Origin of the sequence: Pseudacidovorax sp. NFM-22 (assembly GCF_021401245.1) — a bacterium.
In the GTDB taxonomy this organism is placed as follows: domain Bacteria; phylum Pseudomonadota; class Gammaproteobacteria; order Burkholderiales; family Burkholderiaceae_C; genus Xenophilus.
The window spans coordinates 1,093,114-1,113,054 of the sequence record NZ_JACBFY010000001.1; the positions used below are offsets into that span (position 1 = coordinate 1,093,114).

16 protein-coding genes are annotated in these 19,941 nt (G+C 70.5%); 10 read left to right on the forward strand and 6 right to left on the reverse strand.

Annotated features, from left to right (window positions below):
* Nucleotides 1-20 precede the first annotated feature (20 nt).
* A complete protein-coding gene (locus tag L0984_RS04940) occupies nt 21-1,130 on the reverse strand; it encodes a PA0069 family radical SAM protein (protein ID WP_234192608.1) in 1,110 nt (369 codons plus the stop codon).
* A gap of 207 nt (nt 1,131-1,337) precedes the next feature.
* On the opposite strand from L0984_RS04940, the gene L0984_RS04945 reads away from it, so the two are divergent.
* On the forward strand, nt 1,338-2,651 hold the full coding sequence (locus L0984_RS04945) for an efflux RND transporter periplasmic adaptor subunit (RefSeq protein WP_234192609.1): 1,314 nt from the start codon (nt 1,338-1,340) through the stop codon (nt 2,649-2,651).
* Nucleotides 2,648-5,791 (forward strand): efflux RND transporter permease subunit, encoded by a 3,144-nt coding sequence (locus L0984_RS04950; RefSeq protein ID WP_234192610.1) that lies wholly within the window; start codon nt 2,648-2,650, stop codon nt 5,789-5,791. Before L0984_RS04945 ends, L0984_RS04950 begins: the two co-directional genes overlap by 4 nt.
* A 50-nt stretch (nt 5,792-5,841) precedes the next feature.
* On the opposite strand, the gene L0984_RS04955 is transcribed toward L0984_RS04950, so the two are convergent.
* Entirely contained in the window at nt 5,842-6,588 is a 747-nt protein-coding gene (locus L0984_RS04955; RefSeq protein ID WP_234192611.1) for an AAA family ATPase, read from the reverse strand.
* Between the two features lie 301 nt (nt 6,589-6,889).
* On the opposite strand from L0984_RS04955, the gene L0984_RS04960 reads away from it, so the two are divergent.
* The 3 genes from L0984_RS04960 to L0984_RS04970 all read left to right on the forward strand — a co-directional run bounded on the left by L0984_RS04960 (nt 6,890) and on the right by L0984_RS04970 (nt 9,472).
* Nucleotides 6,890-7,300: a hypothetical protein gene (locus tag L0984_RS04960; protein WP_234192612.1), complete on the forward strand. Its 411-nt coding sequence runs from the start codon at nt 6,890-6,892 to the stop codon at nt 7,298-7,300.
* 31 nt (nt 7,301-7,331) lie between these two features.
* On the forward strand, nt 7,332-7,703 hold the full coding sequence (locus L0984_RS04965) for a hypothetical protein (protein ID WP_234192613.1): 372 nt from the start codon (nt 7,332-7,334) through the stop codon (nt 7,701-7,703).
* 338 nt (nt 7,704-8,041) lie between these two features.
* On the forward strand, nt 8,042-9,472 hold the full coding sequence (locus L0984_RS04970) for a serine hydrolase domain-containing protein (protein ID WP_234192614.1): 1,431 nt from the start codon (nt 8,042-8,044) through the stop codon (nt 9,470-9,472).
* 55 nt (nt 9,473-9,527) lie between these two features.
* Here L0984_RS04970 and L0984_RS04975 read toward each other — a convergent pair whose 3' ends face one another.
* Nucleotides 9,528-10,061, reverse strand: coding sequence for a DinB family protein (locus L0984_RS04975; protein WP_234192615.1), 534 nt, complete (start codon nt 10,059-10,061; stop codon nt 9,528-9,530).
* 55 nt (nt 10,062-10,116) lie between these two features.
* Between L0984_RS04975 and L0984_RS04980 the strand changes: the two genes are divergently transcribed.
* Nucleotides 10,117-10,860 (forward strand): SIR2 family NAD-dependent protein deacylase, encoded by a 744-nt coding sequence (locus tag L0984_RS04980; RefSeq protein WP_234192616.1) that lies wholly within the window; start codon nt 10,117-10,119, stop codon nt 10,858-10,860.
* Nucleotides 10,861-10,881: 21 nt separating this feature from the next.
* Here L0984_RS04980 and L0984_RS04985 read toward each other — a convergent pair whose 3' ends face one another.
* The 3 genes from L0984_RS04985 to L0984_RS04995 all read right to left on the reverse strand — a co-directional run bounded on the left by L0984_RS04985 (nt 10,882) and on the right by L0984_RS04995 (nt 15,119).
* Entirely contained in the window at nt 10,882-11,883 is a 1,002-nt protein-coding gene (locus L0984_RS04985; protein WP_234192617.1) for a GNAT family N-acetyltransferase, read from the reverse strand.
* A 180-nt stretch (nt 11,884-12,063) separates the two neighbouring features.
* Nucleotides 12,064-13,377, reverse strand: coding sequence for an ABC transporter ATP-binding protein (locus L0984_RS04990; protein ID WP_234192618.1), 1,314 nt, complete (start codon nt 13,375-13,377; stop codon nt 12,064-12,066).
* Between the two features lie 17 nt (nt 13,378-13,394).
* Nucleotides 13,395-15,119 carry an ABC transporter permease gene (locus L0984_RS04995; RefSeq protein ID WP_234192619.1) on the reverse strand — a complete coding sequence of 575 codons (1,725 nt, stop codon included), beginning with the start codon at nt 15,117-15,119 and terminating at the stop codon, nt 13,395-13,397.
* A gap of 361 nt (nt 15,120-15,480) precedes the next feature.
* Here L0984_RS04995 and L0984_RS05000 point away from each other — a divergent pair, with 361 nt between their 5' ends.
* The 4 genes from L0984_RS05000 to L0984_RS05015 all read left to right on the forward strand — a co-directional run bounded on the left by L0984_RS05000 (nt 15,481) and on the right by L0984_RS05015 (nt 19,933).
* Complete coding sequence (locus tag L0984_RS05000) at nt 15,481-16,821, forward strand: MFS family transporter (protein WP_234192620.1); 1,341 nt, start codon at nt 15,481-15,483, stop codon at nt 16,819-16,821.
* A gap of 82 nt (nt 16,822-16,903) precedes the next feature.
* On the forward strand, nt 16,904-17,581 hold the full coding sequence (locus tag L0984_RS05005; RefSeq protein ID WP_234192621.1) for a response regulator: 678 nt from the start codon (nt 16,904-16,906) through the stop codon (nt 17,579-17,581).
* 92 nt (nt 17,582-17,673) lie between these two features.
* On the forward strand, nt 17,674-19,506 hold the full coding sequence (locus L0984_RS05010; protein ID WP_234192622.1) for an ATP-binding protein: 1,833 nt from the start codon (nt 17,674-17,676) through the stop codon (nt 19,504-19,506).
* A gap of 91 nt (nt 19,507-19,597) precedes the next feature.
* Nucleotides 19,598-19,933: a hypothetical protein gene (locus L0984_RS05015; protein WP_234192623.1), complete on the forward strand. Its 336-nt coding sequence runs from the start codon at nt 19,598-19,600 to the stop codon at nt 19,931-19,933.
* Nucleotides 19,934-19,941 lie beyond the last annotated feature (8 nt).

Here is a 19,941-nt window from a genome sequence, read left to right on the forward strand (position 1 = left end):
CACCCCTGCCCGCGGGCCGCTCAGAACAGGCTGCCCTGCCCCTCGGCCCCCGGCGGCCGGAACAGCGAGGTGTCCATGCCGATGCGCTCGCGGTTGAAGCCCAGACGCGCCGTCGCCTTGGCAAAGCGCTGCGCCACCAGTTCGGCCCACAGGCCGCTGCCCTTCATGCGGCTGGCGAAGTCGGCGTCATAGTCCTTGCCGCCCCGCATGTCCTGGATGCGCGCCATCACCCGCGCGGCGCGCTGCGGGTAGTGCAGCGACAGCCATTCCTTGAAGAGCGGCGCCACCTCCCAGGGCAGGCGGATGACGGTGTAGAAGGCACTGCGCGCGCCGGCGGCCCAGGCGGCTTCCAGCACCTGCTCCAGGTCTTCGTTGAGGAAGGGAATCTGCGGTGCCACGCTCACCCCCACCGGCACGCCGGCTTCGGCCAGGGTGCGGATGGTGCGCAGCCGGCGCGCGGGCGAGGCCGCGCGCGGCTCCAGCCGCCGGGCCAGGTCGGCATCGAGCGTGGTGACGGTGACGTACACCGCAGCCAGCCGCTGGGCGGCCATGGGCGCGATCAGGTCCAGGTCGCGCTCGACGCCGCTGGACTTGGTGACCAGTGCGAAGGGATGCCGCGCCGCCTGCAGCACCTCGATGACCGATCGGGTCAGGCGCAACTCGCGCTCGATGGGCTGGTAGCAGTCGGTCGCGGTGCCGATGGCGATGTGCGAGGGTCGGTAGCCGCGCCGCCCCAGTTCGCCGCGCAGCACCTGCGCGATGTTGCGCTTGGCGATCAGCTTGGTTTCGAAGTCCAGCCCCGGCGACAGGTCGAGGTAGCTGTGCGTAGGCCGGGCGAAGCAGTAGATGCAGCCGTGCTCGCAGCCGCGGTAGGGGTTGAGGGAGCGGTCGAAGGAAATGTCGGGCGAGTCGTTCTCGCTGAGGGCGGAGCGGGCGTCCTCGAAGCGGACCTCGGTGGCAGGTGCGCGGCGCTCGACTTCGGCACCCGCCTCGCCCTCCGCGGCGGGCGGGGACTCGTCCGCCCATCCGTCGTCGAAGGCGCTGCGCTCGTCGCGGGAGAAGCGATGGGCCAGGCGCGTGGCGGCGCCGCGGCCCTTGATGGCGTGAACGGGGATCAGTGCGTCGGGCATGCGGCAAGCCTGGGAATGGCAGGGCTCATCATTCTGGATCAATACTGTATTTTTATACAGCTATTTTCAAAGTCAGGTCCTGCTGGGGTTTTCCCTCGACCGCCGTGGGACATGTGAGAACTTTGCATCCCCTATACAGAAGCCGCTTACGCTTGCGCGCTTCGCGGGCGCTGGTGGCGCCCCGCCTCCTTCCGCCAGGACCCCATCTTGAGCCGCATTCCCTCGCCGGGCGCACGCCGCGCCCTGACCTGCTTTTGTGCCGTCTCGCTCATGCTGTTGGTGGGCTGCCGCAACGGCGACGCCCAGAAGAAGGCCGCCGCGCCACCGCCGCCGCCCGAAGTGCTGGTGCAGGCCGTGCAGCCGACCACCGTGCCGCTGCGCACCGAGCTGCCCGGGCGCACGGCCGCCTCCATGGTGGCCGAGGTGCGGCCCCAGGTCGGCGGCATCATCCGCGCGCGACCCTTCGTCGAGGGCAGCACGGTCAAGGCGGGCCAGGTGCTCTACGAGATCGACGCCCGTCCCTTCGAGGCCGAGGTGCAGCGGGCCGAAGGCGCGCTGGCCAATGCGCAGGCCACCGTGGCCTCGACGCGGGCGCTGGCCGAGCGCTACCGCCAGCTGCTGCCGCAGAACGCCGTGAGCCGGCAGGAACACGACAACGCCATCGCGGCGTACGAACAGGCGCAGGCGAACGTGAAGGTGCAGTCGGCCGCCCTCAACACGGCGCGCATCAACCTGCAGTTCACCCGGGTGACCGCGCCCATCGGCGGACGCACCAGCCGCAGCGCGGTCACGCCCGGCGCGCTGGTGTCGGCCGCGCAGGCCACGCCGCTGCTGACCATCTCGCAGCTCAACCCGATCTATGTGGACATCGCGCAGTCCAGCGCCGAGATCCTGCGGCTGCGCCAGGCCCTGGCTGCCGGCCGCATCAGCCGCGAGGGCGACAGCCGCAAGGTGGCGCTGATGCTGGAGGACGGCAGCCGCTATGCCCAGGAAGGCCGCATCAAGCTGGCCGAGGTGACGGTGGACCCGAGCAGCGCCTCGGTGACGCTGCGGGCCGAGTTCCCCAATCCGGACGGCCTGCTGCTGCCCGGCATGTACGTGCGCGCGGTGGTCGATGAGGGCACCACGCCCCAGGGCATCGTAGTGCCGGCCTCGGCCATCCAGCGCGACCGGCGCGGCAACCCGACGGTGCGCGTGGTGGGAGACGGCGACAAGCTCGAAGTGCGTCCTGTCGTCACCAGCCGCGCCGTGGGCACCGGCTGGCTGGTGGCCGAGGGCCTGAAGGCCGGCGACCGGCTGGTGCTGGAGGGCGCGCAGAACGCGCAGGCCGGTGCGGCGGTGCGCGTCAAGATGGCGCCGGCCGGCGCTGCTGCATCGGCGGCCACGGGCGCCGCCCCCGCAGGTCAGGCTCCGGGCCGCGACGCTGCCGCCGCTGCAGGCGGCCGACCGGACGCGGCGAGTGCTGCCGCTGCCGCGAACACGGCGAATGCCGCCAACGCCGCACCGCGCAGCAACCCATGATCTCGCGCTTCTTCATCGACCGGCCCATCTTCGCCTGGGTCATCGCCATCACGATCATGCTGGCGGGCGCGCTGGCCATCCACCTGCTGCCCGTCACCCGCTACCCGGTGGTGGCGCCGCCGGCCGTGAGCATCAACGCCTTCTACCCCGGCGCCAGCGCGCAGACGGTGGAGAACAGCGTCACCCAGGTCATCGAGCAGCAGCTCACCGGCCTGGACGGCTACCTGTACATGTCGGCCCGCAGCGACTCGACGGGCCGCGTGTCGATCTTCGTGAGCTTCGAGCCCGGCACCAATCCCGACACCGCCCAGGTGCAGGTGCAGAACCGCGTGCAGCAGGCCCTGCCCCGACTGCCGCAGCAGGTGCAGGACCAGGGCGTGACGGTGCGCAAGGCGGGCGTGGCGCCCGACCTGATCGTCACCCTCTACGACAAGACCGGCCAGCTCTCGCCCGGCGACATCGCCGACTTCCTGGTGAGCGACCTGCAGGACCCGATCAGCCGCATCGACGGCATCGGCGAGGTGTCGGTGATCGGCGGCCAGTACGCCATGCGCATCTGGCTCGACCCGCACAAGCTGCGCGGCTTCTCGATGACACCGGGCGACGTGCAGACGGCCATCACCCAGCAGAACGTGCAGCTGGCCGCCGGCTCGGTGGGCGCGGCACCCGCGGTGGAGGGCCAGAACTTCAGCGCCGTGCTCACGGCCCAGTCGCGCTTTCGCACGCCCGACGAGTTCCGCAACATCCTGCTGCGCACCAACCGCGACGGCTCACTGGTGCGCCTGTCGGACGTGGCGCGGGTGGAGATCGGCTCGGAGAACTACAACTTCACCGGCCGCTACAACGGCTACCCGGCCTCGGGCGTGGTGGTGCGGCTGGCGCCCACGGCCAACGCGCTGGAGGCCATCGCCGGCGTGAAGACCGCCGTCGACAAGATGCGCGACCAGTTCCCGCCGGGCGTGGACGTGTCCTATCCGCTGGACACCACGCCCTTCGTCGAGCGCGCCATCAAGGACGTGGTCAAGACGCTGGTCGAGGGCATCGTGCTGGTGGTGCTGGTGATGTTCCTGTTCCTGCAGAACTGGCGCGCCACGCTGATCCCGGCCATTGCGGTGCCGGTGGTGCTGCTGGGCACCTTCGGCGTGCTGGCGGCGGCGGGCTTCACCATCAACATGCTCACCATGTTCGGCATGGTGCTGGCCATCGGCCTGCTGGTGGACGACGCCATCGTGGTGGTGGAGAACGTCGAGCGCATCATGGAAGAGGAGCACCTCTCGCCCAAGGAGGCCACGCGCAAGTCCATGGGCGAGATCACCGGCGCGCTGATCGGCATCGGCGTGGTGCTGTCGGCGGTGTTCCTGCCCATGGCCTTCTTCGGCGGGGCCACCGGCATCATCTACCGGCAGTTCTCGATCACCATCGTCTCGGCCATGGTGCTGTCGGTGCTGGTGGCGCTGGTGCTCACGCCGGCGCTGTGCGCCACGCTGCTCAAGCAGCATGCGGGCGACGCCCCCAAGCCCAAGCGCACCACGGGCTTCTTCGGCGCCTTCAACCGCTTCTTCGACCGCAGCATGGACACCTACGAAGGCAGCCTGCGCAAGCGGCTGCCGCGGCGCTGGCTGTTCATGGCGATCTACGCGGTCATCTGCGCGGGCATGGCCGTGATGTTCATGCGCACGCCCACCGGCTTCCTGCCCGACGAGGACCAGGGCCGCCTGTTCGTGCAGTACAACCTGCCGGGCGGTGCCACGCTGGACCAGACGCGCGAGGTGGCCGAGCGCGTGAGCCGCTACTTCACCGAGAACGAGAAGGACACGGTCGACGGTGTGTTCGTGTCGCCCGGCTTCACCAGCGCCGGCGCCGGCCAGAACCAGGGCCAGGGCTTCATCGCGCTCAAGGACTGGGAGCAGCGCCCCGGCCGCGAGAACACCGCCTTCGCGGTCCTGGAGCGTGCCGGCAAGGCCTTCGCCGGTGACCGGCAGGCGCGCATCTTCATGAGCGCGCCGCCGGCCGTCTCGGGCCTGGGCAACTCGGCGGGCTTCGACCTGCAGCTGCAGAACACCAGCGCCATGGACTACGACCGCTTCCGCGGCATCCGCGACCAGCTGCTGGCCAAGGCCCGGCAGGACCCGCTGCTCACGCAGGTGCGCTTCCAGGGCCAGGAGGACCAGACCACGCTGCAGGTGGACATCGACCGCGCCAAGGCCGGCTCGCTGGGCATCACGCAGACCGACGTGAACTCGCTGCTGTCGATCACCTTCGGCGGCGCCTACGTCAACGACTTCATCGACCGCAACCGCGTCAAGCGCGTGTACCTACAGGCCGATGCGCCCTTCCGCATGACGCCCGAGGACATCGGCATCTGGAGCCTGCGCACCAGCACCGGCGCCATGGCGCCCTTCTCCAGCGTGGCCACGCCCCGCTGGAGCTACGGCCCGATGGCGCTCACGCGCTACAACGGCCTGCCCTCCTTCAACATCCAGGGCCAGGCGGTGCGGGGCGAAAGTTCGGGCGCGGCGCTCACGCGCATGGAGCAACTGGTGGCCGAACTGCCGCAGGGTGTCAGCTATGCGTGGACGGGCCTGTCGTACCAGGAGAAGCTGGCCTCGGGCCAGGCGCTGTCGCTGTACCTGATCTCACTGCTGGTGGTGTTTCTGGCGCTGGCGGCGCTGTACGAGAGCTGGACCATTCCGGTGTCGGTGCTGCTGGTGGTGCCGCTGGGCATCGTGGGCGCGCTGGTGGCGGCCAACCTGCGTGGGATGGACAACGACATCTTCTTCCAGGTCGGCCTGCTCACCACCATGGGCCTGGCGGCCAAGAACGCGATCCTGATCGTGGAGTTCGCGGCCGAGGGCGAACGGCGCGGCCTGTCGACCTGGGACGCGGTGATCCAGGGCGCCAAGCTGCGGCTGCGGCCCATCCTGATGACCTCGCTGGCCTTCGTGGCCGGCGTGGTGCCCCTGGCCATCGCCACCGGTGCGGGCTCCGGCAGCCAGAACGCCATCGGCACCGGCGTGATCGGCGGCATGATCACCGGCACCGTGCTGGCGATCTTTTACGTGCCGCTGTTCTACCTGCTGGTGCGGTCCATCGGGCGCAAGCGGCGCGAGGCGCAGGCCGCGCAGCACGCGGTGGCCTGAGCCGCGCTCTGTGCGCCCCGGCCGCGCCTTGCCGCGTGCGCCAGGCCGCGTCAATCCAGCAATTGACGCAGGAAGCGATCCGGGTTGACCAGGAAATCGCGTGTGAGCTGGAAATGCTCGGTGTCCTCGGCGCGCACGCGCTGCAGGCCGGCCGCACCGCACTGGTAGATCCACGCATCCGGATAGCTGATCAGCAGCGGCGAATGCGTGGCAATGACGAACTGCGCGCCGCCCTGCACCAGTTCGTGGATGCGGGCCAGCGCTGCCAGTTGGCGCTGCGGCGAGAGCGCCGCCTCTGGCTCATCGAGGATGTAGAGCCCATCGCCCCGGAAGCGCTCGGTCAGCAGTGCCATGAAGGATTCGCCGTGCGACTGCGCATGAAGCGAACGCCCCCCATAGCTGTCGATGATCGGGGGACCGAATGCCGGCTCGGCATCCATGCGCTCGATCTCGGTCGCCACGTTGAAGAAGCTCTCCGCCCGCAGGAAGTAGCCGGTGCGCGGCCGGCGGAAGCCCTTGGCCACGCGCAGGAAGGCATGCAGTTCCGAATGCGAAGCACGGGTGCTGAAGGCGAAATTCCTGCTCCCGCCCTCGGCATTGAAGCCCAGCGATACGGCCAGCGCCTCCAGCAGGGTCGACTTGCCCGAGCCGTTCTCGCCCACGAAGAAGGTGAGCCTCGGATGAAGATCCAGTTGCGCGAGGTGCCGCACGACCGGCAGGCAGAAGGGATAGGCGCCGAAGTCGGCGACCTTGTCGCGCTGCAGCGTGATGCGGCTGACGAACTGGCTGGGGATCATGGCGGGAAGTATCCGTCTGCGCCCCTTGGCTGGCGCTGGTGCCGGCCATGCCGGCCCACCTCGCCCAGCCCAGCCCAGCCCAGCCCAGCCCAGCCCAGCCCAGCGCAGCGCAGCGCAGCGCAGCGCAGCGCAAGATGAGCACAGCGGCTCTCCGGCCCGCAAGGCGCCGATGTCCTACGCACGCCGGCCGTCGGCGGCGGCAGAACGCCATCTCATGTCGGCAGACCGTGTCGCCTCACCGCGCCGCTCTCACGGGCCCCAGACTGCAGCGGGCATTTTTCGGCACCTCGCCTGGGTGCTGTTGACGACCACAGCCTGGCTGACGGGCTGCCAGGGCACCGACGACCTGAGCCGCGCCGGCTGCCTGCCACTGCGCGTGCCGGCCACCGTGGTGCTGCAGCGGGAGACCGGCCTCTACCGCATCGGGGATGCCGAGGTGCCGGTGCTGACGGACCATCCGCGCGATACGCGCAACGACGCCTCCCAGCGCAGAAGCCTGCTGCGCACGGTGCCGCCGGGCACGCGCGTGACCATCGATCGCCTGACGCAGCGCTGGGGCTTCGACTCCGGCAAGGGCCGCATCAGCGCCTTCGGCACGCTGCCGAGCGGCGAGCGCTTCGAGTACGGCTGGGGCGCCGGCAGCGTCATCGGCCCGGCGCCCTGGGAAGGCCCGGGCCTGCCCAATCTGCGGACGGTCAAGTGCGACGCCTGAATCCTCCGCATCCTTCGTCCAAGGAGCTCCCATGCGCTTTCGCCGCACCGCCACCACCCTCGGCCTCGCCGTCGCCGCCTGCACCAGCGCCATGGCCCAGTCTGTCCTGTACGTCGCGCGCCCGGCCCTTGCGCTGAGCGTCAGCGACAGGACGGCCGGCCGCCAGCCTCCGGTCGCGTTCACGGTCACCATGCCCAACGGCAAGACGACCACCGCCACGGCCACGCCCCAGATGGGCGGCGAGCGCGCCGGCACCGTGCACTACCCGAGCGACTTCGGCAACGCGGGCATGCATGTGGGCGAGTACACCTGGTCCGCCCGCATCGACGGCAAGGAGGTGATGCGCGGCAGGTTCAGCTACCGGCCGTCGAAGGACGGCCAGTTGCTGTTCGTGCCCGGCTGAGCACGCGAGGCCGGTCGGGCGAGCACCGCCCACGGCGTTGCATGGCATGCCGCGCGTGTGCACGCAAGAGCGGCATCCGCAGCGTGACCCGGCGCGAACTCTGCTACGGTCCGACACGTGTTTTGACATTCGCGGGGAAAGCCATGTGGAGTGAGCGACGAACCCAGCATTCGCCCAGGCGCGCACGATGGCTCGGTGCCGGGGTGTTGGCCCTGTCGGCCTTGTTGGCCGGGTGCGGCGGCGGGGGCGGCGGCGGCGGAGGCGCTGTTCCCCTGGTTTTTGGAACGACACCCGCCTCGGGCGGCGCGAGCCCGCCGGCACCGGCCTCCTGCGATGCCTTGCCGAGCAGTGCCCAGTTGCCGGCGGCCTCCGCCCTCAACGCCCGCGCCCGCTGCCTGGAACTGAACACACCCTATGTGCCGCCGCCCGGCGACGTGCTGGAGCACTACACCTCCGGCTATGCCAAGACGATGTGCTCGGCCATCTTCATCACCGGACTCGATGCGGCGACGGCGCAGGAGAGCCTGGGCTACTTCGTCGCCCCGTACGACCAGCGGCGCCGGGTGAACACGCCGGTGGTCGACCGCGACCGCAAGGAGGTTCGGATCAGCATCCCGGGCGGGCCCACGCTCACCGCGCGCTACTTCGGATCGCAGGGCTGCATCACGCTGCCGCCCGGCCGCGACGATGTCCTCTTCAAGCCCGTGGCGGTCAGGAGCGCGCTGGGCGATGCGTCCACCACCGCCTGGCCCATGGGCGATGTGCTGCCGACCACGCCGCTGCCCGCCGACGTGGACGCACGCAAGATCGCCCAGGCCCTCGACGCCGCCTTCGGCAACACCGAGGCCTACACCTCCGCCTTCGTCGTCACGCACCGGGGCCGGCTCGTCGCGGAGCGCTACCAGCCCGGCGTGAACATCGGCACGCCGCTGGAGTCCTGGTCCATGGGCAAGAGCGTGACGGCCGCCCTGATGGGGGTGCTGATCCAGCAGAAGGCCTACACGCTCGACCAGCCGGCCCCGATCCCGCAATGGCAGGCGGACGGCGACGGCCGCAACAAGATCCGCATCAGCGACCTGCTGCGCATGTCCAGCGGCCTGCGCATCAAGGCACCGGACGACCCGGACTTCGACCCCAATGGCACCTACCCGGACCATCTCTATTTCTACACGGGCCGCATCGACGCCTTCAACTACGCCGCCACGCGGCCGCAGCAATGGCCGCCCAACACCGTGGGCCGCTACCGCAACACCGACCCGGTGCTGGTCAACTACCTGGTGCGACTGGCGGTGGAAAAGCGCGGGGAGGACTACCTCTCCTTCCCCCAACGCGCCCTGTTCGACCGCATCGGCATCCGGTCGATGACGATCGAGACCGACCCCTACGGGAACATGCTGACCCAGGGCTACGACTTCATGTCCGCCCGCGACTGGGCCCGCCTGGGCAACCTCTACCTGCAGGACGGCGTGTGGAATGGCGAGCGCATCCTGCCCGAGGGCTTCGTGCCGTTCGTGCGGGGCGCGGCGCCTGCCTGGGCGGCCGACAAGCGGCCGATCTACGGGGGCTTCTTCTGGCTCAACAACACCGCAACGCTGGCCGCGCCGACCTCGGCGTACTACATGCTGGGCGCTGCCGGACAGTTCGTGGTGATCGTGCCGTCGCACGATCTGGTGGTGGTGCGCATCGGCTATTCGAAAGGCGAACGCTTTGCGGCTGCGACCCTGAATCAGGCGCTGGCGCTGCTGGTGAGCGCCGTGCCGGGCCACTGACCTGATGTCAGCGGCGACAGCACGCCGGTCGGTGGCGAGTGACGGGCCGGCGGCCTCAGACCTCGTTGGGGATCAGCGCATTCAGGTCGGTCACGCCCACATCCACCCCGGCCTGGAACAGCAGCGTGGTGGCCTGGCCGCGGTGATGCGTCTGGTGGTTGAAGAAGTGCTGCAGCAGCGGACCGAAGCGCTTGGCCTGGCTGGCTCCGGCGGTGTTGCCGTAGCGAAGCACCTGATCGAAATCGGCAGGCGCCAGCCGCCGGGCCATGTCGCAGATCAGGGCGTCGGTCTGCACCCGGCGCTCCCGCAGCATCGGCAGGCTGTCGGCCAGCCGGTCGCGCAGGCCCGTGGGTGCCGGCAGTTGCGAAAGCGGCGCGCCAAGTCCGGCCATCGCCGGCAGCTGCACGAAGCGGTTCAGCCAGATCAGGTCAGCCGCCACGATGTGGCCGAGCGTGGCGAACAGCGAGCCGAAGAAGGCCCCGCGGTCCTCGAACAGCGCCGCCTCCGGCAGCGTGGCGGCCGCGTCGTAGAGCCGTTCGTTCATCCAGCGGTTGTAGTCCGCCATCAGGGTGCAGAGCGCAGGGGTCATGGCGCAGACTGTAGCCATGAACACCGCCGCCCCGATGCCATCCATGCCGCCTGGCTTGCCTGCCCTTCTGAAGAACGCTCGCCGCATCGCCGTCCTCACCGGGGCGGGCATGTCGGCCGAGAGCGGCATCCCCACCTTTCGCGGCACGCGCAACGGCCTGTGGGCCCGCTTCGATCCGACCGAGCTGGCCACGCCCGAAGCCTTCCTGCGCGACCCGCCGCTGGTCTGGGCCTGGTATGCCTGGCGCACGCGGGTGGTGGCACGGGCACAGCCCAACGCCGGACATCGGGCGCTGGCCCAACTCGTGCGCCGGCCAGGCGTGGCGCGGGTCAGCGTCGTGACACAGAACGTGGATGACCTGCACGAGCGGGCCGGCAGCGAGGACGTGGTCCACCTGCACGGCAGCCTGTTCACGCCGCGCTGCTTCGACTGTGGCTTGCCGCATCGCATGGACGACGCGGCGCCCGCCCCGTCGTCGGCTGAACCCGTCGAGCGGCTGGAGCCGCCCCGCTGCGTCCGTTGCGGCGGGCGTATCCGTCCTGGCGTCGTCTGGTTTGGCGAGGCGCTGCCGCAAGGCCCATGGCGCCGCGCGATGGCCGCCATGACTGAAGCCGACCTGCTGCTCGTGGTCGGCACCTCCGGCGTGGTGCAGCCGGCGGCCGGCCTGGCCGATCTGGCGCGGGATCGGGAGCGGCCGGTGGTGGTGATCAATCCCGATGCCATGGCGGGCATGGCACCGGGCGATGTGCATTGGCGGGCGACGGCGGCACAGGCGCTGCCGGTCCTGCTGCGCGCCTGACCCGGGGACCGCACCCCGACCTCAGGCCAGCAGCAGGGGCTTGCGGTAGACGCAGTCCCGCTTCGCCCCCACGAAGCCGCAGCTTTCGTAGACGCGAAGCGCGCCGTCGCGGTTCTGCGTGTCGACGGCGAGCCCGGACTGCGTCATGCCGGCCGCCTGCTGCGCCCGCAGGCTGCGAACGATGAGCGCGCGCGCCAGGCCGCGGCGCCGCCACGGCTCGCCCACGCTGATGAACTCGGTCCAGCCCCGCTGTACGCCATTGGCGCGGTTCCAGGTGGCGTCGATGTAGGTCCGCACCTGACCGGCGATCCGGCCCGAATCGACGTCCCACGCCACCTGCCACAGCGCGGGCTGGAACACGGGGCTGAACAGCCAGGCCAGATAGTCCGCCTCCGTGCCCGGCGCAAAGCCCCAGTGCGTGCGGAAAGCCTGCTGGTGCGCATCCCAGATGGCGCGGTGGTGGGTCGGTTCGACCGGCCGCACTTCCAGCCCCGCCGGCAGCGGAAAGTCAGGAATGCCGTCCAGGTTCTGTCGCACCATGCTGAAGAAGTGGCGCTCCGCCCGGTAGCCTGCCTTCTCGAGCAGGGCCGCCCGTGCGGTCTCTCCTTGCGTCACGAAGGCTTGGTGGGCATGGGCCCGCGCCTGCGGTTGCGCACGCGCCATCTCCTGCTGGCGCGCTTCCATCCAGGCGTGCAGGGCCCGACCGATGCCGCGCCGGCGCCACTGGGGCGCCATCACGCCGAACTGCGCGTAGAGATGCAGTCCGTCCGCCTGCACATAGGGCCAGCAACGGACGTATCCGGCGATCTCGCCGCCCGCCTCGGCGATGCACACGTCGCGCTCTGGCACGCAATCGACGAAGGCCGCGTAGTTGCGGGCCATCTCCTCGACCGTGCGGAACCAGCTCGTCTGGTCTTCGGCGAAGCTGGCGTTGGCACAGTCCACCATGGCCGCAAAGTCCTGCGGACCGGCGAAGGGCCGCAGGTGGATGCCTGACGGCGGAGAGAAAGAGCGGTAAGGCATGGCTGCGGGTGGAGGGGTTGCGTACCCGTCAGGCCAGCACGGCGCAGCACGGGGCCGCACAGTATGGGCGCCTGACCTGCGTCCCAGCCAAAGGCTGGTTGGCGACGATGAAGAAAACCGGCGAAGCCATCGACGACTCCCTCGCCGGGATTGCACGCCCTGCGGCCCGCCGGCAGAGGCTCAGCCGTCGGCGTCCACCACCGGATCCGGCGCCGGCAGGTGGATCATGCCGGTGCGGAAGTCGTACTCGAACACCTCGCCGTAGCGGCCCCATTCGATGGCCTGGCGCAGCACGCGCAGGGCCTCGGAGTCTTCCAGGCTCTCGCGCAGCAGGTCGAGGAAGTGCTCTTCCGCGATGTGGCCCTGCGGGTCCTGCTCCAGGCTGTGGCGGATGTGCGCGGCCAGCGGCACGCGCTCCAGCAGCTGCTGGCCGAACATGCGCTGGCGCCCGGCGCGCGCGCTGCCGGCGTAGTGGCGGCCCAGCGGCGTGACCAGCAGGTCGCCTTCGGCCAGCCGGGCCAGGCCCAGCAGCGACAGGCCCTGGGTGAGCGGCAGCAGGTCGTGGTCGGTCAGCTCGGCCTCGTCGGCCAGGCGCGGCAGGTCGGCACGGCCCTGGAAGTCGTCCTCCACCAGCAGCTCCAGCAGGCCTTCCATGCGCGCCACGTCGGCCGAAGGCAGGCGCTCGGCCAGCACCGCATGCTTGGGGCCGTGGGCGGTGCCGGAGGCGCCGGCGGTCATCAGCGCATAGACCTGGTCGATCAGCATGCGCACCTCCACCGAGTCGCGGTCGCGCGGGCGCGGCAGGCCGATGCGCAGCTCGGCCCGCACCCGGCCCGGGTCGGCGGCGAAGACCAGCACGCGGTCGGCCATCAGCACCGCTTCCTCGATGTTGTGCGAGACGACCAGCATGGCCTGCGTGGGCATCTGACCGCCTTCCCACAGCGCCAGGATGTCGTCGCGCAGGCGTTCGCCGGTGAGCACGTCCAGGGCCGAGAAGGCCTCGTCCATCAGCAGCACGTCGGGCTCGACCACCAGCGCGCGGGCGATGCCCACGCGCTGGCGCATGCCGCCCGAGAGCTCGCGCGGCAGCGCGCCTTCGAAGCCGCCCAGGCCGATCAGCGCGATGGCCGCCGCCGCGCGCCGGGCCCGCTCGGCCTGCGGCACGCCGCGGGCTTCCAGGCCCAGCTCCACGTTCTGCTGCACCGTCAGCCAGGGAAAGAGCGCGAAGGACTGGAACACCATCGCGATGCCGCGCGCCGGCCCGTGCAGCGGCTGCCCGCGGTAGCGCACCTCGCCACGGTCGGCCGGCACCAGGCCGGCCAGGATGCGCAGCAGCGTGGACTTGCCCGAGCCCGACGGGCCCAGCAGGGCCACGATCTCGCCCGCGGCCAGGCGCAGGTCCACGTCCTGCAGCACGGGCCGCGCCGTGCCGTCCGCCGCGCGGAAGCCCTTGCCGACGGCGTGGAGGTCGATGATGGTGTCGCGCTCGGTCATGGCCGCGTCCCTCTCTGTCAAAAGTGCATCCGCTGCTCGGCGAGCTGGTACAGGCGCCGCCACACGAAATGGTTGAGCCCCATGACGAACACGCACATCACGCCGATGCCCAGCGCGATGCGCGGGAAGTCGCCCGCCGCCGTCATCTGCGCGATGTAGCTGCCCAGGCCATGGGCCTGCAGCGTGGTGTCGCCCCAGCTCACGTACTCGGCCACGATGCTGGCGTTCCACGAGCCGCCGCTGGCCGTGATCGCGCCGGTCACGAAGCTGGGGAACACGGCCGGCAGCAGGTAGCGCTTCCAGCGCAGCCAGCCCGTGAGCCCCAGGTTGCGCGAGGCATGGCGCAGCTCGGTGGGCACGCTCGACGCGCCCGCGATCACGTTGAAGAGCAGGTACCACTGCGTGCCCAGCACCATCAGGGGCGACAGCCACACGTCGGGGTTGAGCTTCCAGTGCACGATCAGCAGCACCGCCACCGGGAACATCAGGTTGGCCGGAAAGGCGGCCAGGAACTGGGCCACCGCCTGCAGCCGGTCGGACCAGCGCGGGTTCATGCCGATCCACACGCCCACCGGCACCCACACCACCGCGGCGATGGCGATCAGCACCAGCACCCGCACTAGCGTGTACAGGCCCAGCAGGAAGACATGGCCCACCTCGCCCCAGCCCACCTCGCTGTGGATGAAGCGCAGCAGCCATACGATGGCCAGCAGCACGGCGCCCGACAGCAACGCATCGCCGGCCCGCTGGACCAGCGGATTGGCGGGCCGCGGCCGGGCACGCACCGAGGTGCCGTCCCAGCGCCGCGGAAACCAGGCCAGCGTGCGCACCGCCCGGTGCGCCAGCCATTCGCCCGTGGCGCGGGTCAGGTGCGTGCGGCGCAGCCAGTCGAGCAGCCAGGAACGGCTGGCCTCGCCGCTGCCGCTTTCGTCGAAGCGGAACTTGTCGGCCCAGGCCACCAGCGGCCGGAAGAAGAGCTGGTCATACAGCAGGATGCCGATCAGCATGCACAGGATGGCCCAGCCGATGGCCCCCAAGTCGCGCGCCTCGATGGCCAGGGCGATGTACGAGCCCACGCCGGGCAGCTTGATGTTCTGGCCCGAGACCGAGATGGCCTCGGAGGCGACCACGAAGAACCAGCCGCCGGACATGGACATCATCATGTTCCACAGCAGCCCGGGCATGGCGAAGGGCAGCTCCAGCCGCCAGAAGCGCTGCCAGCCCGAGAGCTGGAACACCGCCGCCGCCTCGCCCAGTTCGGCCGGCACGGTGCGCAGCGACTGATAGAGGCTGAAGGCCATGTTCCAGGCCTGCGAGGTGAAGATGGCAAAGATGGCCGCGAACTCCACGCCCAGCAGGTTGCCCGGGAAGAGCGCAATGAAGCCGGTGACGGTGATCGACAGGAAGCCCAGGATGGGGATGGACTGCAGCACGTCCAGCAGCGGCACCAGCAGCCGCTCGGCCAGCCGGTACTTGGCCGCCAGCACGGCGAAGGTGCAGGCGAAGACCAGCGAGGCGCCCAGCGCGATGAACATGCGCAGCGTGGTGCGAAGAAGGTAGTACGGCAGCACGGCCGGGTCCAGGCTCAGCGGCAGCGGCTCGCCCACGGCATAGGGGCGCGCCATCTGCGAGGCGGCGAAGGCCAGGCCGAAGAGCACGGCCAGGATCAGCGGCAGCAGGGCCCAGTCCCAGCGGTTGCCCACGGCGCTGGAGACTTCGAGCGGCAGGAAGCGGCGGCGCATGGCGGATCGGTGCGTGGGCAGGCGGCAGGTTGGACGGACGGCGCCTGCGGCCACGCGATGGGCCAAGGCAGTGATGGAGGCGAAGGTGCGGTGCACCCCCATGCCGACAACGCACGAGGCCGGGTCGGCGTTGGCAGCCGAGGGCTGCCGGGCGGCCGCGGCTGGCAAGGGCGGCGGGCGCGGCCAGCAGTCTAGGCGCCGACCTTGACTGGAACATGACGAGCGGGCCGCAGGGACAAGGCCCGGACCTTCGCACCGGACCTGCGCCCTGCCGCGCCGCTGGCTGACAGCCCGGCGCCCGCGGCGGCCACATGCTCGCCCCTGGTCATAACAACACCCCAGAACACCTGGACCGCCTGCCATGAACGCTTCCATCGACCCGGCCGGCCGCAACGCGCCCGCCTCCGCCACCCCACCCCTGCCCGTCTACACCGCCGAGGAAAAGCGCCGCCGCGTCTTCGCCATCGTCGGCGCCTCCTCGGGCAACCTGGTGGAGTGGTTCGACTTCTACGTCTATGCCTTCTCGGCGCTGTACTTCGCGGGCGCCTTCTTCCCCAAGTCCGATCCGACCGTCCAGCTGCTCAACACGGCAGGCGTGTTCGCCGCCGGCTTCCTGATGCGGCCCATCGGCGGCTGGCTGTTCGGCCGCATCGCCGACCGGCGCGGGCGCAAGACCTCGATGCTGATCTCGGTCACCATGATGTGCGCCGGCTCGCTGGTCATCGCCTTCCTTCCCACCTATGCGCAGATCGGCGCCTGGGCACCGGCGCTGCTGCTGGCGGCACGGCTGTTCCAGGGCCTGTCGGTGGGCGGTGAATACGGCACCACCGCCACCTACATGAGCGAGGTGGCGCTGCGCGGCCAGCGCGGCTTCTTCTCGTCCTTCCAGTACGTCACGCTGATCGGCGGCCAGCTGCTGGCGGTGCTCACCATCGTGATCCTGGAGACGATCTTCACCGAGGCGGAACTGCGCGCCTGGGCCTGGCGCATCCCCTTCGTGGTGGGTGCCATCGCGGCGGTGGTGGCCATGCTGCTGCGCCGCTCGCTCACCGAGACCCAGGGCGCGCAGACCCGCACCCATCAGGAGGCTGGCACGCTGGCCGGGCTGTTCCGCCACCACAAGGCCGCCTTCTTCACCGTGCTGGGCTACACGGCCGGCGGCTCGCTGATCTTCTACACCTTCACCACCTACATGCAGAAGTACCTGGTCAACACGGTGGGCCTGCCCATCAAGACGACCAGCTACGTGATGACGGGCGCCCTCTTCCTGTACATGTGCATGCAGCCGCTGTTCGGCATGCTGTCGGACCGCATCGGCCGGCGCAACAACATGCTGCTGTTCGGTGCGCTGGGCACGCTGTTCACGGTGCCCATCCTTACGGCGCTGCAGCACACGAGCAGCCCTTACGTGGCCTTCGTGCTGATCGTGGCGGCGCTGGCCATCGTGAGCTTCTACACCGCCATCAGCGGCATCGTGAAGGCCGAGATGTTCCCGCCCGAGGTGCGCGCCCTGGGCGTGGGCCTGGCCTATGCGGTGGGCAACGCCCTGTTCGGCGGAACGGCCGAGTACGCCGCGCTGTGGGCCAAGTCGGCGGGCATCGAATCGAGCTTCTTCTGGTACGTGACCGTGATGATGGTCATCGCCTTCCTGGTCAGCCTCCGGCTGCCGCGGCAGGCGAGCTACCTGCACCACGACCACTGACCGGCATAGCGCCAATGCGCTATGCCCCCGTCCGGTGCGGCACCGGAGAATCCTCGCAGCGAAGCCCTGCCCCGAGGATGCGATGCCACTGCGGGTCCTGATCGTCGAAGACGAGCCCGAATTCCTCCGTCGTTTTTCTGCGGCGGTGTTGAGCGATCCGCGCCTGGAACTGGTCGGCGCCGTCCCGCGCGGCCAGGAGGGCATCGCCCTGCTCGACCGCCACCATCCCGCAGTGCTGCTGCTCGACCTCGGCCTGCCGGACATGCGGGGCGCCGACGTGATCCGGCATGCCGCCACCCACCACCCGGGCTGCGACGTGCTGGTGGTGACCATGTTCGGCGACGACGTGCACGTGGTGGAGTCGATCGAGGCCGGCGCCACCGGCTATCTGCTCAAGGACGCCTCGATCGAGCGGGTGGTGGCCAGCATCCACGAGCTGTACGAAGGCGGCGCGCCGATCAGCCCCGGCATCGCCCGCCGCGTGCTGACCCGGTTCCGCGTCGCACTCAAGCCCGCCGCGCCCGAGGTCGAGGACGCGGCCGAGACGCCGCGCGTGCCCGTGCCCGACACGCCCCTCACGCCGCGCGAGACGGAATTGCTGCGCCTGACGGCCAAGGGCCTGCCCTTCGACGAGATCGGGCAGTTGCTGGGCATCTCGCCGCACACGGTGGTCGCCCATGTGAAGAACATCTACCGCAAGCTGGCGGTGCATTCGCGCAGCGAGGCCGTCTACGAAGCCGGCCAGTTGGGCCTGCTGTGACGCCCTGGGCGCGGGCCCTGGGCCTGGGCGCATGGCTGATGCTCGGCCTCCTCCTTCCCGGGTCCGCCGTCCATGCACTGGAGCTCGCCTCGATGCAGCGGCTCGACGATGCACGGCGCACACCGCCTGCCGACGACGCGCCCGGCTGGCGGGACACCCCGCTGCCCGATGCCGTGGACGGCCGCCCCGGCGGCACGCCGCCCGGCGCCTACTGGTACCGTGCCCGATTCGACGGCCCACCCGCAGGCGAGACAACGGGCAGCGGCGGCTGGGCGCTGTACCTGCCCTATCTCTACGACGGCGGCCAGGTCTGGCTCAATGGCGCGCAGGTAGGGGAGATCGCCGAATCCGTCGGCCGACGCCGTGTCCGCTGGGAGCGCCCCCACCTGCTGCGCCTGCCGCCCAGCCTGCTGCGCAGCGACGCGCCCAACCAGCTGGAGATACGCGCCGCGGTGTCGTCCGCGCGTGCGGTCCATCGCTTTCCCAGGATCCAGGTCGGGCCTGCGCAGACGCTGCTGCCGATCCATGACCAGCGCCTGTTCTGGGTGCGCACCACGCCGCAGGTCACCGCCTTCGTCTGTGCGCTGACGGCCGGCTTCGTCCTGGTCATCTGGTGGCGCCGCCGCAGCGAGGTGCTCTATGGCCTGTTCGGTGTGGCCGCGGCGCTGTGGGGCCTGCGCACGCTGACCTTCGTGATCGAGACCCTGCCCGAGGGGGCATGGCTCCTCTGGCGTGCGCTCTACCTGGCGGCCACCGGCGGCTTCATCGCGGTGCTGGCCCTGTTCGCGATGCGGCTTGCCGGCGTCGACTGGCCGTGGGCGCGGCGGGGACTGCTCGCGTACGGGTTGATCGGGCCGGCCTGCGTGCTGATCAGCCCTGCCAGCGAGCCGCTCGTCAACCGCGTCTGGAGCGCCGGGCTCATCCCCATCGGGCTGGTCGCGATCGCGCTGGCGATCCGCACCGTGAGCCTCCAGCGTCGCCTGTCCTCGGTCGTGCTGCCTGCCGCGATGCTGCTGGCGGTGGCGGCCGGCGTGCACGACTACTTCATCAGCTGGAGCACGCAGGCGCGCCCGCCGCTGTGGCCCGGCTGGTTCGAGCAGCGCATCTTCCTGCTCCATCACGCGGCCAACCTCCTGCTGCTGGCCATGGGCAGCCTCCTCACGGCGCGGTTCATCCATGCGATGGATGCGCTGGAAGACCTCAACCGGACCCTGGAAAGCCGTGTGGCGGACCGCGAACGCCGCATCGCCGCCGACTTCGAACGCCTGGCGCGCCTGCAGCGCCACAGCGCGGCCACCGAGGAGCGGCAAGCCATCATGCGCGAGATCCACGACGGCCTCGGTTCGCGGCTGTTCACCTCGCTGTCGAGGGTGGAGCGCGGCGACATGGACGACGCGCAGATGGCCGAGGTGCTGCGCGCCTGCATCGCCGACATGCGCATCGCGCTCGACGCGCTGGCGCCCGAGGACGGGGACTTCCGCACGGCGCTGGGCAACTTCCTGTTCCGTTGGCAGGGCCAGCTCGAGGAGTTGCACTTCCAGCCCAGCTGGCGCATCGAGGTGCCCGAAGCGGAGGTGCCGGTGCTGCGCTCGCCCCAGGCCATGCTGCAGCTCCTGCGCATCGCACAGGAGGCCCTGACCAATGTGGTCAAGCATGCCCGTCCCGGGCACGTCCGCGTGGCCCTGCGGCAGACCGACGGCGCCCTGCTGCTGGAGGTCGAGGACGAAGGCCCGCGGTTGCGGGTCCCGGCCGCCCACCGGGCGGACTGCACAGCCCTCGCCTCGGGCCGCGGCATCGACAACATGCGGGCACGCGCCCGCCAGCTCGGCGGCACGCTGGACGTACGGAATGGCGAGGCCGGCACCCAGGTCCGGCTGCACCTGCCCGCCCGCCCTCTGGCGACCGATTTACGCCCATCGGCCTAGCGTGGATGCGGCATTTGCCCGCTCCGCGGGGCTGCCTAGAGTGCGGCCTTCCCGCCACTGCTGTCCACGGCGCCGCCCAAGGACCTTCCCGATGCAATTCCTGTCGATCCCCGTCGCGGCCGATACCTGGGTCGGCGTCATCGCCTGGGCCTATCTGCTGACCAATGCCGTGCGCGTGTTCACCTACATCCCGCAGATCCTGGCGGTGTGGAAATGCCGCGACGGCGCACGCTCGGTGTCACTGCTGACCTGGGGGTCCTGGGTGCTGTCGCATGTGGCGGCCACCGCGTACGGCGTGCTGGTGGTGAAGGACGGGCTCTTCCTGCTGATCACCCTGATCAACTTCGCCGGCTGCGGTTCGGTCGCGGCCATCGCAGCCCGTCGGCGCTGGCAATGGAAGCAGGCACGGACGCCGCGCTGGGCCTGACCCGGCTC

Bases quoted from the DNA above. Each gene is read 5' to 3' on its own strand.
- L0984_RS04955 (WP_234192611.1), bottom strand. From the start codon at position 6,588: ATGATCCCCAGCCAGTTCGTCAGCCGCATCACGCTGCAGCGCGACAAG.
- L0984_RS04990 (WP_234192618.1), bottom strand. From the start codon at position 13,377: ATGACCGAGCGCGACACCATCATCGACCTCCACGCCGTCGGCAAGGGC.
- L0984_RS05005 (WP_234192621.1), top strand. From the start codon at position 16,904: ATGCCACTGCGGGTCCTGATCGTCGAAGACGAGCCCGAATTCCTCCGT.
- L0984_RS04975 (WP_234192615.1), bottom strand. From the start codon at position 10,061: ATGACCCCTGCGCTCTGCACCCTGATGGCGGACTACAACCGCTGGATG.
- L0984_RS04995 (WP_234192619.1), bottom strand. From the start codon at position 15,119: ATGCGCCGCCGCTTCCTGCCGCTCGAAGTCTCCAGCGCCGTGGGCAAC.
- L0984_RS05015 (WP_234192623.1), top strand. From the start codon at position 19,598: ATGCAATTCCTGTCGATCCCCGTCGCGGCCGATACCTGGGTCGGCGTC.
- L0984_RS04950 (WP_234192610.1), top strand. From the start codon at position 2,648: ATGATCTCGCGCTTCTTCATCGACCGGCCCATCTTCGCCTGGGTCATC.
- L0984_RS04965 (WP_234192613.1), top strand. From the start codon at position 7,332: ATGCGCTTTCGCCGCACCGCCACCACCCTCGGCCTCGCCGTCGCCGCC.
- L0984_RS05000 (WP_234192620.1), top strand. From the start codon at position 15,481: ATGAACGCTTCCATCGACCCGGCCGGCCGCAACGCGCCCGCCTCCGCC.
- L0984_RS04940 (WP_234192608.1), bottom strand. From the start codon at position 1,130: ATGCCCGACGCACTGATCCCCGTTCACGCCATCAAGGGCCGCGGCGCC.
- L0984_RS04985 (WP_234192617.1), bottom strand. From the start codon at position 11,883: ATGCCTTACCGCTCTTTCTCTCCGCCGTCAGGCATCCACCTGCGGCCC.
- L0984_RS05010 (WP_234192622.1), top strand. From the start codon at position 17,674: ATGCAGCGGCTCGACGATGCACGGCGCACACCGCCTGCCGACGACGCG.